The sequence below is a fragment of the Actinokineospora sp. genome (assembly GCF_052390155.1).
Lineage (GTDB): Bacteria > Actinomycetota > Actinomycetes > Mycobacteriales > Pseudonocardiaceae > Actinokineospora.
Genome location: NZ_JBQTHF010000006.1, coordinates 95,756 through 108,441, shown reverse-complemented (window position 1 = coordinate 108,441; position 12,686 = coordinate 95,756). Strand labels below are relative to the sequence as shown.

15 protein-coding genes are annotated in these 12,686 nt (G+C 72.3%); 14 read left to right on the top strand and 1 reads right to left on the bottom strand.

All coding sequences use genetic code 11. The annotated features are described in order from the left end of the window. Positions 1-19: 19 nt before the first annotated feature. Positions 20-577, bottom strand: coding sequence for a helix-turn-helix domain-containing protein (locus ACT4N7_RS02695; protein WP_444826942.1), 558 nt, complete (start codon positions 575-577; stop codon positions 20-22). A 74-nt stretch (positions 578-651) separates the two neighbouring features. Between ACT4N7_RS02695 and ACT4N7_RS02690 the strand changes: the two genes are divergently transcribed. From ACT4N7_RS02690 to ACT4N7_RS02625, 14 genes are all read left to right on the top strand, one after another. Next, positions 652-1,338, top strand: a complete 687-nt coding sequence (locus ACT4N7_RS02690; protein WP_444826941.1) for an AzlC family ABC transporter permease — start codon at positions 652-654, stop codon at positions 1,336-1,338. Continuing rightward, positions 1,335-1,643: an AzlD domain-containing protein gene (locus tag ACT4N7_RS02685; protein ID WP_444826940.1), complete on the top strand. Its 309-nt coding sequence runs from the start codon at positions 1,335-1,337 to the stop codon at positions 1,641-1,643. Before ACT4N7_RS02690 ends, ACT4N7_RS02685 begins: the two co-directional genes overlap by 4 nt. Positions 1,644-1,703: 60 nt before the next feature. After that, positions 1,704-2,357, top strand: a complete 654-nt coding sequence (gene pdxT, locus ACT4N7_RS02680; RefSeq protein WP_444826939.1) for a pyridoxal 5'-phosphate synthase glutaminase subunit PdxT — start codon at positions 1,704-1,706, stop codon at positions 2,355-2,357. Then, the gene (locus tag ACT4N7_RS02675; protein ID WP_444826938.1) at positions 2,354-3,103 is read left to right on the top strand and encodes a YebC/PmpR family DNA-binding transcriptional regulator; all 750 of its coding nucleotides are present in this window, start codon (positions 2,354-2,356) and stop codon (positions 3,101-3,103) included. Before pdxT ends, ACT4N7_RS02675 begins: the two co-directional genes overlap by 4 nt. Positions 3,104-3,114: 11 nt before the next feature. Beyond that, positions 3,115-3,621, top strand: a complete 507-nt coding sequence (locus ACT4N7_RS02670; protein ID WP_444827042.1) for a DUF4262 domain-containing protein — start codon at positions 3,115-3,117, stop codon at positions 3,619-3,621. A gap of 59 nt (positions 3,622-3,680) precedes the next feature. Further along, on the top strand, positions 3,681-4,196 hold the full coding sequence (locus tag ACT4N7_RS02665) for a GNAT family N-acetyltransferase (RefSeq protein WP_444826937.1): 516 nt from the start codon (positions 3,681-3,683) through the stop codon (positions 4,194-4,196). 40 nt (positions 4,197-4,236) lie between these two features. Beyond that, the gene (locus ACT4N7_RS02660) at positions 4,237-5,982 is read left to right on the top strand and encodes a metallophosphoesterase family protein (RefSeq protein ID WP_444826936.1); all 1,746 of its coding nucleotides are present in this window, start codon (positions 4,237-4,239) and stop codon (positions 5,980-5,982) included. A 50-nt stretch (positions 5,983-6,032) separates the two neighbouring features. Next, a complete protein-coding gene (gene ruvC, locus ACT4N7_RS02655; RefSeq protein WP_444826935.1) occupies positions 6,033-6,611 on the top strand; it encodes a crossover junction endodeoxyribonuclease RuvC in 579 nt (192 codons plus the stop codon). Next, the gene (gene ruvA / locus ACT4N7_RS02650) at positions 6,608-7,204 is read left to right on the top strand and encodes a Holliday junction branch migration protein RuvA (RefSeq protein ID WP_444826934.1); all 597 of its coding nucleotides are present in this window, start codon (positions 6,608-6,610) and stop codon (positions 7,202-7,204) included. The genes ruvC and ruvA overlap by 4 nt, the downstream gene beginning before the upstream one ends. 8 nt (positions 7,205-7,212) lie before the next feature. Then, positions 7,213-8,283: a Holliday junction branch migration DNA helicase RuvB gene (gene ruvB, locus ACT4N7_RS02645; protein ID WP_444827041.1), complete on the top strand. Its 1,071-nt coding sequence runs from the start codon at positions 7,213-7,215 to the stop codon at positions 8,281-8,283. A 100-nt stretch (positions 8,284-8,383) separates the two neighbouring features. Continuing rightward, positions 8,384-8,752, top strand: a complete 369-nt coding sequence (gene yajC / locus ACT4N7_RS02640; protein ID WP_444826933.1) for a preprotein translocase subunit YajC — start codon at positions 8,384-8,386, stop codon at positions 8,750-8,752. A gap of 222 nt (positions 8,753-8,974) precedes the next feature. Then, on the top strand, positions 8,975-10,771 hold the full coding sequence (gene secD, locus ACT4N7_RS02635) for a protein translocase subunit SecD (RefSeq protein WP_444826932.1): 1,797 nt from the start codon (positions 8,975-8,977) through the stop codon (positions 10,769-10,771). Positions 10,772-10,862: 91 nt separating this feature from the next. Next, on the top strand, positions 10,863-12,050 hold the full coding sequence (secF, locus tag ACT4N7_RS02630; RefSeq protein WP_444827040.1) for a protein translocase subunit SecF: 1,188 nt from the start codon (positions 10,863-10,865) through the stop codon (positions 12,048-12,050). 2 nt (positions 12,051-12,052) lie between these two features. Continuing rightward, the gene (locus ACT4N7_RS02625; protein WP_444826931.1) at positions 12,053-12,580 is read left to right on the top strand and encodes an adenine phosphoribosyltransferase; all 528 of its coding nucleotides are present in this window, start codon (positions 12,053-12,055) and stop codon (positions 12,578-12,580) included. The last annotated feature ends 106 nt before the right edge of the window (positions 12,581-12,686 follow it).

Here is a 12,686-nt window from a genome sequence, read left to right as displayed (position 1 = left end):
CGACATTTCTCGGGTCCATTCACACGTGTTCGGAGACCATGCAGCAGGCCGTTCCCGGTTCCAGGGCCTCGAACACGTGCGGCACGTCGCCCGGGTAGGCGATGTAGTCGCCGGGGCCTACCTCCACCGGGTCCTCGATCAACCCCACCAGCGCCCGCCCCGCCCCCATCACCACGTGCTCCACGACCCCCGGCATGTGCGGATCGGACTCCCGCCGACTGCCCGGTTCGGCCGTGATCAGGTAGATGTCCCGCCGCGCGCCGGGTGGGCAGGAGGCGAGCAGGGTCGCCACGTAGTCGGCGCGTTCGGAGTGCACCCCCGGCCCCTCGCCCGCGCGGATCACCTGCACTTTCGGTCGACGCGGCTCGACCAGTCTGCTGAACGGGACGTCCAGGGCGACGCTGAGGGCCCACAGGGTCTCCACGCTCGGGTTGCCGCTGGCCGATTCGAGCTGCGACAGGGTCGACTTCGCTATCCCGGCCCGTTTCGCCAGCTCGCTCAGCGACAGCCCGACCCGGTCGCGCTCCCGGCGCAGCGAGTGCGCGATGACCTCCAGGGGTGCTCCCCGCTGCTCCATCGCTCTCCCGTTCGCTGTGACGGTCCCCGCGTTCGCCTTGACGAACGCCCGAGGTGTGTTCAGGATACGATGCTATGCGTTCGATCTGGCGAACACTCGATGCCGAGCTGTGGCGTGGCGTGCTGGCGATCGCGGCGGCGGCGGCGGTCAACGGCGCGTCGTTCGGGGCGATCGCGGTGGCCGCCGGGCAGCCGCTGTGGGTGCCCGTGGCGATGTCCCTGCTGGTCTTCGCGGGCGGCTCGCAGTATCTCGCGGTCGGCGTGGTCGCGGCGGGCGGTAGCCCGGTGGCCGCCGTGCTCGGCGGCCTGCTGCTCAACGCCCGCCACCTGCCGTTCGGGCTGGCCATCGGCGACGTCGTCGGTCGGAGCCTGCCCGCGCGGGTGATCGGCAGCCACCTGATGGTCGACGAGTCGGTGGCGTTCGCGATGGCCCAGCGCGACCCGGTGCGGGCCCGGGCGGCCTACTGGGCGTGCGGCGCGTCGCTGTTCGTGGCCTGGAACATCGGTGTGTTCGGCGGCGCCGTCGCGGGGCAGCTCGTCAGCGACCCGGACGCGCTCGGCCTGGACGCGGTGTTCCCGGCCGTCATGCTCGCACTGGTGCTGCCCGCGCTGCGCGAGCCGGGCAAGCTGCGGCCCGCCGTGCTCGGCGCGGTGATCGCGCTGGCCACGACCCCGTTCGTGCCGCCGGGCGTGCCGGTCCTGCTCGCGCTGCTGGGCCTGCTGGCCGTGCCGCGCCGCGCGCCCGTGGGGGAATCGACATGACCATGGTGGCCATCCTGGTGCTCGCGGTGGGCACCTTCGCGTTCCGGTTCGGCGGCACCCTGCTGCGCGACCGGGTGACGATCCCCGACCACGTCCGCGAGCTGCTCTCGACCGCCGCCATCGTGCTGCTCGTCGCCCTGGTCGCGACGTCCGCCCTGGCCAAGGGGCAGGGGTTCGCGGGCTGGGCGCTGCCCGCGGGCGTCCTGGTCGGCGGCGTGCTGGCCTGGCGCAAGGCGCCGTTCATCGCGGTCGTGGTGGTCGCGGCGGCCACCGTCGCGCTGCTGCGGCTGGTCGGGGTGTCCTGACCCGCGCGCGAACGCCCGACTAGGCTGGTGAACCGGCCGGATGTGGAAGGAAGGCCAAGGGTGTCCGCTGATCGACCGCTGATCGGTGTGCTGGCGCTGCAGGGCGACGTGCGCGAGCACACCGCGGCCCTCACGGCGGGCGGTGCCCGCGTGCTCCCCGTGCGCCGGGAGTCCGAGCTGTCCGAAGTGGACGGACTGGTGCTGCCCGGCGGGGAGTCCACCACGATGTCCCGGCTGCTGGAGACCTTCGGGCTGCTGGCCCCGCTGCGCGCCAGGATCGCCGACGGGATGCCCGCCTACGGCTCGTGCGCGGGCATGATCCTGCTGGCCGAGAAGGTTCTCGACGGCCGCCCCGACCAGCACCAGCTCGGCGGCCTCGACCTGATCGTGCGGCGCAACGCCTTCGGCAGGCAGGTCGACTCCTTCGAGGCGGACCTGGACTTCGCCGGTGTCGACGGCGGCCCGGTGCACGCGGTGTTCATCCGAGCCCCCTGGGTCGAGTCCAGCTCGCCGGCGGTGCGGGTGCTCGCCACGGTCCCCGAGACCACGGCCGCGGGCGCCGCCGCCGGTAGGATCGTCGCCGTCCGGCAGGGCGCCGTGCTGGCCACCGCGTTCCACCCGGAACTGACCGGTGACCTCAGGGTGCACCGCCTCTTCGTGGACATCGTCCGCGGACACGAATCGGGATCTCGCAGGACGACGGAGGAGAGATGAGCGGCCACTCAAAGTGGGCGACAACCAAGCACAAGAAGGCCGCCCTCGACGCCAAGCGTGGCAAGCTCTTCGCGAAGCTGATCAAGAACATCGAGGTCGCCGCGCGCACCGGCGGGGGTGACCCCGAGGGCAACCCGACGCTGTTCGACGCCATCCAGAAGGCGAAGAAGAACTCGGTGCCGCAGGACAACATCGAGCGCGCCCGCAAGCGCGGCGGCGGCGAGGAGGCGGGCGGCGCCGACTGGCAGACGATCATGTACGAGGGCTACGGCCCCAACGGCGTCGCCGTGCTGATCGAGTGCCTGACCGACAACCGCAACCGCGCCGCGGGCGAGGTACGCACCGCGATGACGCGCAACGGCGGCTCGATGGCCGACCCGGGTTCGGTGGCGTACATGTTCAACCGCAAGGGTGTCGTGATCCTGCCGAAGAACGGCCTGTCCGAGGACGACGTCCTCATGGCCGTGCTGGACGCGGGCGCCGAGGAGGTCAACGACCTCGGCGAGAGCTACGAGATCGTCTCCGAGCCCACCGACCTCGTCGCGGTCCGCAAGGCGCTGCAGGACGCGGGCTACGACTACGAGTCCGCCGACGCGAGCTTCCTGCCCTCGGTCACCGTCGAACTCGAAGCCGACGGCGCGCGCAGGATATTCAAGCTGATCGACGCGCTGGAGGACTCCGACGACGTGCAGAACGTGTACGCCAACTTCGACGTCTCCGACGACGTGATGGCCGAAGTCGGCTGATCGGCGTGCCGCTGCGGGGTGTCACCGCCGACGACGAGAACCTGCGGCAGTGGCTGCTGCGGACCGCCGACGCCGACGGCCACGCGGTCGTCGAGATCGCGGGCGACGAGCACGGCGCGCCGTACGCGTTCTCGGTCGGCGCGTGGCGCCGGTTCGGCGCGCCCGAGCTGGTGGTCATCGGGCTGCCGGTGGACATGGCCCGCCCGGTCATCGATCGCTACGTCCGGCGCGCGGCGGCGGGGGAGCGGTTCTTCCCCGGCCTGCCGTACCTGGACTTCTTCGACGGGGTGCCCGCGGTCGTGGAGCGCGTGCACAAGGGGCACTACCCGGAGTTCCTGGGCACCGCGTTCCTGCTGTACCCGTCGGGGGAGTTCCCCGCGCTGCAGTTGATCGTGGCCACGCCGCAGGGCAGGTGGCCGTGGAGCCCGGACGCGCCCGACGGCTTCGCCCTGTGGCAGCCCGTGCTCACCGACAGCGGACGGCCGGAAAGCTGGCGACCGGGCATCGACGGGCCGTGAGCGAGCCTGCGAGCGAACCAATGTCACAGGGCGTCGTGAGCGAGCCTGCGAGCGAACCGATGTCACAGGGTGTCCGCATTGCCCCGCTCACCGCCGCCGACGTGGGGGAGGCGCTGACCGTGCAGCGGGCCGCCTACGTCACCGAGGCGCAGCGGTACTCGGCGCCGCTGATCCCGCCGCTGGTCGAGACGGTGGCCGAGTTCCGCGCGGACCTGCGGATCGCCCTGGGCGCGTGGTCGGGGACTCGGCTGGTGGGCAGCGTCCGCGGCCGCGTCGACGGCGACCGGACGGAGGGCGACCGGATGGAGGTCGTGCGGTTCGCAGTGGCGCCGGATCAGCAGGGGCGGGGGATCGGGCGGGCCCTGCTGGCGGCGATCGAGGCGGCGGCGCCCGCCGAGGTGGGCGCGTTCTGGCTGATCACCGGGGCGGAGAGCTTCGACAACCAGCGGCTCTACAAGCGCGCGGGGTACGTCGCGGTGGGGGAGTTGGCAGACGTGGCCGGGGTGCGGCTGCTGGTCATGGCGAAGCCCAGACCGGATCATGCCGAACGACCCGGGCCGCCGCCGCGATCTTGAGGCTAGGATTTTCCTCCCGTCACCTCCAGGGGAGGGCGCCGTGACCGGTCCCCAGCTCCGCCCCCGGCCGACCGACCTCACCGAGGGCGAACTCGGCTTCCAGCGTCAGGCCGCGGTCCGCTGGCTCGCGCCGCGGGTGCTGGTCAGCACCGGCATCCAGTCCGCGATCGCGACGATCTTCGGGTCGTACGCGGACAAGCGGGAGCTGCAGGGCAGCCTGCCCGCCGCCGTGCACCGGCACGACGACGGCGACGAGCTGTGGTTCGACTTCGTCGCCGACCTCGGCGACGGGTTCGACGCGACCTACTCGATCGCGTCGCTGCTGGCCGCCGAGTCCGTCGAGGTGCCCGGGCACGACCCGCTCCCGCGCGGCAGGCTGCTCATCATGGGCGGTGACGAGGTGTACCCGTCGGCGTCCACCCGGGCCTATGAGGACCGCAGCAAGGGTGTCTACCGGGCCGCCCTGCCGTCCGCGCGCGGGACGGCGCCGACGCTGTTCGCGCTGCCCGGCAACCACGACTGGTACGACGGGCTCACCGCGTTCCTGCGCGTGTTCGCCCAGCGCAGGCCCTTCGGCGGGTGGGACACCGAGCAGACCCGCTCGTACTTCGCCGTCGAGCTGCCGCACCGCTGGTGGCTGTTCGCCATCGACACCCAGTTCGACGACTACGTCGACTCGCCGCAGTTGGAGTACTTCCGCAAGGCATCGGCCGAGCTGCGCCCCGGCGACGCGGTGATCCTGTGCACGCCCGCGCCCGTCTGGGTCGACGCGGGCTCCGGCGGCCACACCAAGAGCCACGACACGATCGCGTTCTTCGAGCGCGAGATCGTGCGGGCGCGGGGCGCGTCGGTCCGCGTCATGCTCTCGGGCGACAAGCACCACTACGCCCGCTACGCCGAGCGCGACGGCTCGCGCCAGCTCGTCACCGCGGGCCTCGGCGGCGCCTACCTGGCCGCCACCCACGAGCTCCCCGAGACGCTGACCCTGCCGCCGCCGACCTCGCGCGTGCGGGAGCCCGCGCTGCCCGCCGGGTACGACCTCGCCGCGCGCTACCCGGACGAGGAAGCCTCCCGGCGGTTCGCCGCCGGGATCTTCCGGCTGCCCTGGCGAAATCCGGGCTTCTGGGGCCTGACCGGCGGCTTCCAGACGGTGATGACCCTGGCCGTGCTCTACGGCCTGGTGCAGACCCTCGGCGGGCCGGAGGGGTTCTTCGGCCTGGTCGCGAGTTGGACGCCCGCGCTGCTTGTCGGGGTTGTCCTAGTGCTGGGCGGACTCGGTTTCGCCCGGCTCGAACGCCAGACCACCGGACCGACGCCCACGGTCGCGGGCATCCTGCACGCCCTGGCGCACCTCGGCCTCTGCGTCGGTTGGTCGTTCACCGTCATCTGGCTCTACACCGACGTCCTGCCGGGCGGGGCGGTGCGCGACTGGTCGACGCTGGTGATCGTGCTCGGCGGCACCCCGCTGCTGATCGGCTTCCTCGACGCCGAGCTGGTGGCCGGGTACCTGATGATCGCCAGCCGGTACGGGATCAACCTCAACGAGGTGATGGCCGGGCAGAGCATCGAGGACCACAAGGGCTTCCTGCGGCTGCGGATCGACCCGGCGGGCGACCTGACGATCTACCCGGTCAAGCTGGCCCGGGTATGCCGCGCCTGGCGGCCGGACCCGGGTGGCGCGCCGCACGAACCGTGGCTGCGCCCGGACGGCGAAGTCCTGGCTCCCGAGCTGATCGAGGACCCGATCGTGGTGCCCCGCGTGTCGGCATCGGGCCTGGTGCCGTGACCGCCTAGGCTCTCGAACGAGTGTTCACGAGCTGGCAGGGAGCGACCGTCGTGCGCGTGCTGGGAGTCGACCCGGGCCTGACCCGCTGCGGCATCGCGGTGGTGGACGGCGGGCCCGGCCGCCAGGTCCGGGCGGTCGCGGTGGACGTCATCCGCACCCCGGCCGCCGACGACCTCGCCGTGCGGCTGCTCAAGGTCGCCGACGCGGTGGAGGGCTGGTTCGACCTGCACCGGCCCGAGGTGGTCGCGATCGAGCGCGTGTTCAGCCAGGCGAACGTGCGCACCGCGATGGGCACCGCGCAGGCCGCGGGCGTCGTCGCGCTGGCCGCGGCGCGGCGCGGGCTGCCGGTCATGTTCCACACCCCCAGCGAGGTCAAGGCCGCCGTCACCGGCTCGGGCCGGGCGGACAAGGCCCAGGTCACCACCATGGTCACCCGGCTGCTCGGGCTGGCGGCCGCGCCCAAGCCCGCCGACGCCGCGGACGCGCTGGCCCTGGCGATCTGCCACCTCTGGCAGGCCCCGGTGCGCGCCCGGCTCGCCGAGGCGGAGGCGAGGGCGGCCGAACTCGCCCGCAAACACCGTGCGAGGCTGGCCGCCGCGGCGCGCGAGAGCAGGACGGTGACGAAGTGATCTCCTCGATTCGGGGCAACGTGGCGGCGGTCGGGCTGGACCACGCGGTGGTCGAGGTCGGCGGGGTCGGGTTCGCGGTGCAGGCCACCCCGCACACCCTCGCCACGCTGCGCCGGGGCACCGAGACCGCGCTGGCCACGGCGCTGGTGGTCCGCGAGGACTCGCTCACCCTGTTCGGCTTCGCCGACACCGAGGCCCGCGACCTGTTCCGGCTGCTGCTGACCGTGTCGGGCATCGGCCCGCGGCTCGCCCTGGCCACGCTGGCCGTGCTGGAGCCCGACCAACTCCGCGCGGCCATCGCCGAGGGCAACATCACCGTGCTCACCCAGGTCCCCGGCATCGGCCGCAAGGGCGCCGAGCGGCTGGTCATCGACCTGCGCGACAAGGTCGGCGCGCTGCCCGCCAGTGCCGAGTCGCCCGCCGCGCCCGCCGCGAGCCGGGTGCGCGGCTCGGTCGTCGAGGCGCTCACCGGCCTCGGGTTCCCGCTCAAGCAGGCCGAGCAGTCCGTCGACGGCGTGCTCGCCGAGAACGGTTCCGCCGACACCTCCGCCGTGCTCCGCAAGGCCCTGGCCACCCTCGGGCGCAAGCGCTAGTGGCCGAGATGTACCCGGACGAGCCGCCCGACGAGGGGTACCCCGACGAGTCGCAGCTTTCCCCGGTCGCCGACCCGCACGAGCGCGACGACGAGTCCACCCTGCGCCCCCGCAGGCTGGCCGAGTTCGTCGGCCAGGCGCGGGTCCGCGAACAGCTCGAACTCGTCCTCAAGGGGGCCACCGGCCGCGGCGCCCCGCCCGACCACGTGCTGCTGTCCGGCCCGCCCGGCCTGGGCAAGACCAGCCTGTCGATGATTATCGCGGCCGAGCTGGGCAGGCCGATCCGAATCACGTCGGGGCCCGCCCTGGAGCGCGCGGGCGACCTGGCCGCGATGCTGTCCAACCTCGCCGAGGGCGACGTGATGTTCATCGACGAGATCCACCGCATCGCCCGGCCCGCCGAGGAGATGCTGTACCTGGCGATGGAGGACTTCCGGGTCGACGTCGTCGTCGGCAAGGGCCCCGGCGCCACCAGCATCCCGCTGGAGATCGCCCCGTTCACCCTGGTCGGTGCCACCACCCGGTCCGGCGCGCTCACCGGTCCGCTGCGCGACCGGTTCGGCTTCACCGCGCACATGGAGTTCTACTCGCCCGACGAGCTGGAGCGGGTGCTGCGCCGCTCGGCGCGGATCCTGGGCATCGACCTGCACCCCGACGGCGGGGAGGAGATCGCGGGCCGCTCGCGCGGCACCCCGCGCATCGCCAACCGGCTGCTGCGCCGGGTGCGCGACTACGCCGAAGTGCGCGCCGACGGTGCCGTCACCCGCGCGATCGCCCAGGCCGCGCTCCAGGTCTACGACGTCGACGAACTCGGTCTCGACCGGCTCGACCGGGCGGTGCTGAGCGCGCTGGTGCGGTCGTTCGGCGGCGGCCCGGTGGGCGTGTCCACGCTGGCCGTCGCGGTGGGGGAGGAGCCCGCCACCGTGGAGGAGGTGTGCGAGCCCTACCTCGTCCGGGCCGGGATGCTGGCCAGGACGCCGCGGGGGCGGGTCGCGACCGCGCTGGCGTGGACCCATCTCGGGCTGCCCGCCCCGATCGAGGCTCCCGGGCAGGCAGCGCCTACCCTGTTCGACGGATGACCGCGACGATGGCGCCCGTCACAACCTGGCACACTCGGATGAGGCAACCCGAACAATCGGACTTTTCCCGCATCGGGGAATGGCTCCCGAACGGAGAGAAATGAACCAGGCTCTGCTCCCCCTGCTGCTGGTCGCCGTACTGGCGATCCCGCTCTTCCTCGGCTCCCGCAGGCAGAAGAAGATGGTCGCGCAGCAGCAGGAACTCCAGAACTCGCTCAGCGTGGGCGACCGGGTCATGCTGACCTCCGGTCTCTACGGCACCGTGGCCGACACCAGTGACGACGCGACCATCGACATCGAGATCGCGCCGGGCATCGAGACGACCTGGCTGCGCCAGGCCGTGCGCGAGAAGATCGGCCCCGACGTGGACGAGGACGACGACGAGCTGACCGACCACGAGTCGATCCCGGCCGAATCCACCGAATCCAAGGCCGAGGTCGCGCCGCCGCTGGAGCACGGCAAGAACTGACCTCCCGGCCGGGCCGTGACCCTGGGCCCGAGCCGACTGGCGCGGAGTGACCCGGGCAACACCGGGTTCACTTGCCAAGCGGTACGCTGCGCCCTCACCCACATGTGTAACGCGGGTGCGGGCGCAGTGTCATGACCATCAGCAGAGACCGTTGTCACCCACGACACCGTGTCGCGCGCGAGACCCGCGCGCATCCGAGCGAGCCGAGGAGACGGACCGACCGTGGCACCACCGGCCGGGCAGATCCGCCCAGGACGCTATCTGGCGTTCTTCGTAGCAGTCGTCGCCGCGCTCTACGCCCTGGTGTTCTTCACCGGGGACGGCAAGGCGACCCCCAAGTTGGGCATCGACCTGCAGGGCGGTACCCGAGTGGCCCTGACGGCCCGCACCGAGACCGGTGAGCCGCCGTCGAAGGAGTCGCTCAACCTCTCCCGCGAGATCATCGAGACCCGGGTCAACGGCACCGGCGTCAGCGGCGCGGAGGTCGTGCTCGACGGCAACAACATCGTGATCACGGTGCCGGGGGAGAACGGCGAGAAGGCCAAGGACCTCGGGCAGACCGCGCAGCTCCGGTTCCGCCCGGTCATCGGGGCCGTCGGCGCCGCCGCGCCGGAGCAGACCGGACAGGTGCCCCCCGCGGGCTCCACCCCGCCGACAGCGCCCGCGGGCTCGACGGCGCCCGCCCCGGCCAGTGGCCCGCCGACCTCCGCCGCGCCGCAGGGCAGGCCGCTGCCCGCGCAGGCGCAGCCGCCCGCGACCACCCCGGCGCAGCCGCCCGCCGCCCAGCCACCCGCCGCCGCGACGCCGTGCTCGGCCTACAGCGACCTGCTCAAGGACTCCGGCAACCGAGGCCCGGAGCTGATCACCGCGGCCAAGGCGTGCCGCCAGGACCCGAGGCTGGCGCCCGGCAAGGGCCCGGACGGCACCGACGTCCCCGCGGACCAGGCGACCCAGGAGGCCGCGCTGGCCACCCTGAACTGCGCCCCCGGCCAGGCCGACCCGCTCGTCGGCAACGACGACCCCGCCAGGCCGCTCGCCGCGTGCGACCAGGACGGGGTGGAGAAGTTCATCCTCGGCCCGTCGTTCCTGGAGGGCACCGAGATCAGCAACGCGACCTCCGCGGCCGACCCGCAGGGTGTCGGCTTCGTGGTCAGCGTCAGCTTCAAGTCGACCGGCGCGTCGATCTGGTCGGACTACACCGCGACCCACATCCAGGAGCGGGCCGCGTTCGTGCTCGACACCGAGGTCGTCTCCGCGCCGACCATCCAGGGCGCCATCAACGGCGACACCCGGATCACCGGCGGTGAGGGCGGCTTCAAGCAGGCCGAGGCGCAGAAGCTCGCCAACGTGCTGAAGTTCGGCTCGCTGCCGCTGTCCTTCGAGTCCTCCGAGGCCGAGACGGTATCCGCGACGCTGGGGCTGGCCTCGCTGGAGGCGGGCCTGATCGCGGGCGGCATCGGCCTGGCGCTGGTGTTCGTCTACTGCCTGCTCTACTACCGGCTGCTCGGCGTGCTGACGATCCTGTCGCTGGTGCTCTCCGGCGTGGTCGTCTACGCGTTCCTGGTGCTGCTCGGCCGCTGGATCGGGTTTACCCTCGACCTCGCGGGCATCGCGGGCTTCATCGTCGCGATCGGCATCACGGCGGACTCGTTCGTGATCTTCTTCGAACGACTCAAGGACGAGGTCCGCGAGGGTCGCACCTTCCGCTCCGCCGTGCCCCGCGCGTGGATCCGCTCGCGGCGCACCATCCTGTCCGCCGACGCGGTCAGCTTCCTGGCCTCCGCGGTGCTCTACGTGCTCGCCGTCGGCCAGGTGAAGGGCTTCGCGTTCACCCTGGGCATGTCGACCGTGCTCGACCTGATCGTGGTGTTCCTGGTGACCCACCCGCTGGTCGCGCTCGGCTCGAAGACGAAGCTGTTGTCCAACTCGAAGCTCTCCGGCCTCGGCGGCGTCCAGCGGTCCGCCGCCACCCAGCGCGCCGCGCGGGTCGCCGCGGGCACCGCCGCGAAGGAAGTGTGACGTGACCGGCAAAGAGTCCCAAGACCCCACCACGGTCACCGGCAGCCCGCTCTCCAGCACCGGAGACACCGGAGACGGCCGCAAGCACAGCGTGTTCGACCGGCTCTACTCCGGCACGGGCGCGTTCGACATCGTCGGCAAGCGCAAGCGCTGGTACCTGATCTTCGGCGGTCTGCTGCTGATCTGCATCGCGTCGATCTCGATCCGCTGGTTCAACCTCGGCATCGACTTCGAGGGCGGCACCAAGATCCAGCTCCCCGCGGCAGCCGCGAGCGGCCAGATCACCACCGAGCGCGTCGAGCAGGTGTTCACCAGCACGCTGAACAAGGAACCCGCGTCGGTCCAGTCGGTGGGCACCGGGGCCAACGCGACCATCCAGATCAAGTCCGAGGCGCTCACGGTCGAGCAGGTCCGGCAGGTCAAGGCCGCCTTGTTCGAGCAGTTGCGGCCGCAGCCGCCGGGCGGCACGGCGAGCGTCGCGCAGATCAGCGACAGCGCCGTGTCCGGCTCCTGGGGCGGGGAGATCTCCCGTCAGGCGCTGATCGCGCTCGGCGTGTTCCTGGTGCTGGTGACGATTTTCCTGGCGCTGTACTTCGAGAAGTGGATGGCGATCTCGGCGCTGATCGCGCTGCTGCACGACATCATCGTCACCGCGGGCGTGTACTCGCTCATCGGCTTCGAGGTCAGCCCGGCCACGGTGATCGGCCTGCTCACCATCCTCGGCTTCTCGCTCTACGACACGGTGGTGGTGTTCGACAAGGTCAAGGAGAACACCCGCGGCATCCTCGGCCTCACCCGCCGAACGTATGCCGAGGCCGCGAACCTGGCGCTGAACCAGACCCTGATGCGGTCGATCAACACCGCGCTCATCGCGCTGCTGCCGGTCATCGGCCTGCTCGCGGTCGGCGTCGGCCTGCTCGGCGTCGGCACGCTGCAGGACCTCGCGCTGGTCCAGCTCACCGGCATGCTCGTGGCCATTCTGTCCTCGATCTACCTGGCCACGCCGATGCTGGTCGACTTCAAGCTCACCGAGCCCAAGTTCAAACAACAGGCCGACCGGGTCGCGCAGCGCCGGGCCAACCAGGCTCGCCGCACCGAGGCGGCGGCGGCGGCCAACGCCGATGGCGAGCTGGACCTGTCCGACGACGACGCGCTCGGCGCGGAACTGCGTCGGGAGAAGGCCATGGCGGTGGCCTCCAGCATCCCCGGCCGCATCCCGAAGGCGAGCGACGCGCGGCGCAAGCCCGCGGGCAAGCCCAGCGGCAAGAAGCGCCGCTGACCGTGGTCGACAGTCCACTGGACAGGGCGCTCGGTCTCGTCCGGGAAGTCGCCGACTTCCCCGAGCCGGGCGTCCTGTTCCGCGACCTGAGCCCGATGCTCGCCGACCGGGACGCGTTCCGCGCGGTCACCGACGCGCTCGCGGCGGCCGTGCCCGACGGCGTGCGCACGCTCGTCGCGGTCGAGGCCCGCGGGTTCCTGTTCGGTGCCGCGATGGCCGCCGCGCACGGGTACGGCGTGGTGCTGGTGCGCAAGCCCGGCAAGCTGCCCGCCGTGGCCGACCGGATCACCTACGACCTGGAGTACGGCACCGCCACCCTGGAGTTGCCCGCCGACGTCGTGGTGCCGGGCGAGCGGGTCGTGGTGGTGGACGACGTGCTCGCCACGGGCGGTACCGTGGCCGCGGCGTGCGGTCTGGTCGAGCGGGCGGGAGCCGAGGTGGCCGCGGTGGCCGTCGTCGTGGAGATCGCCGCGTTGGGCGGTCGGGGGCGACTCGCCGGGCATACCGTGCGGTCGTTGCTCGTCGTCTGACGAGGGCGGTTCGTCGCCCCACCGCACGTTCGCGGTCCGTTCCGGCGTTATTCTCAAGTCGCGGGCCGCGTTCGTGACCCGGGGAATAGTGCGCCGACGGGAGCAT

Coding starts and splice junctions, on each gene's coding strand:
- ACT4N7_RS02695 (WP_444826942.1), bottom strand. CDS start 577: ATGGAGCAGCGGGGAGCACCCCTGGAGGTCATCGCGCACTCGCTGCGC.
- ACT4N7_RS02690 (WP_444826941.1), top strand. CDS start 652: ATGCGTTCGATCTGGCGAACACTCGATGCCGAGCTGTGGCGTGGCGTG.
- ACT4N7_RS02685 (WP_444826940.1), top strand. CDS start 1,335: ATGACCATGGTGGCCATCCTGGTGCTCGCGGTGGGCACCTTCGCGTTC.
- ACT4N7_RS02675 (WP_444826938.1), top strand. CDS start 2,354: ATGAGCGGCCACTCAAAGTGGGCGACAACCAAGCACAAGAAGGCCGCC.
- ACT4N7_RS02665 (WP_444826937.1), top strand. CDS start 3,681: ATGTCACAGGGTGTCCGCATTGCCCCGCTCACCGCCGCCGACGTGGGG.
- ruvB (WP_444827041.1), top strand. CDS start 7,213: ATGTACCCGGACGAGCCGCCCGACGAGGGGTACCCCGACGAGTCGCAG.
- yajC (WP_444826933.1), top strand. CDS start 8,384: ATGAACCAGGCTCTGCTCCCCCTGCTGCTGGTCGCCGTACTGGCGATC.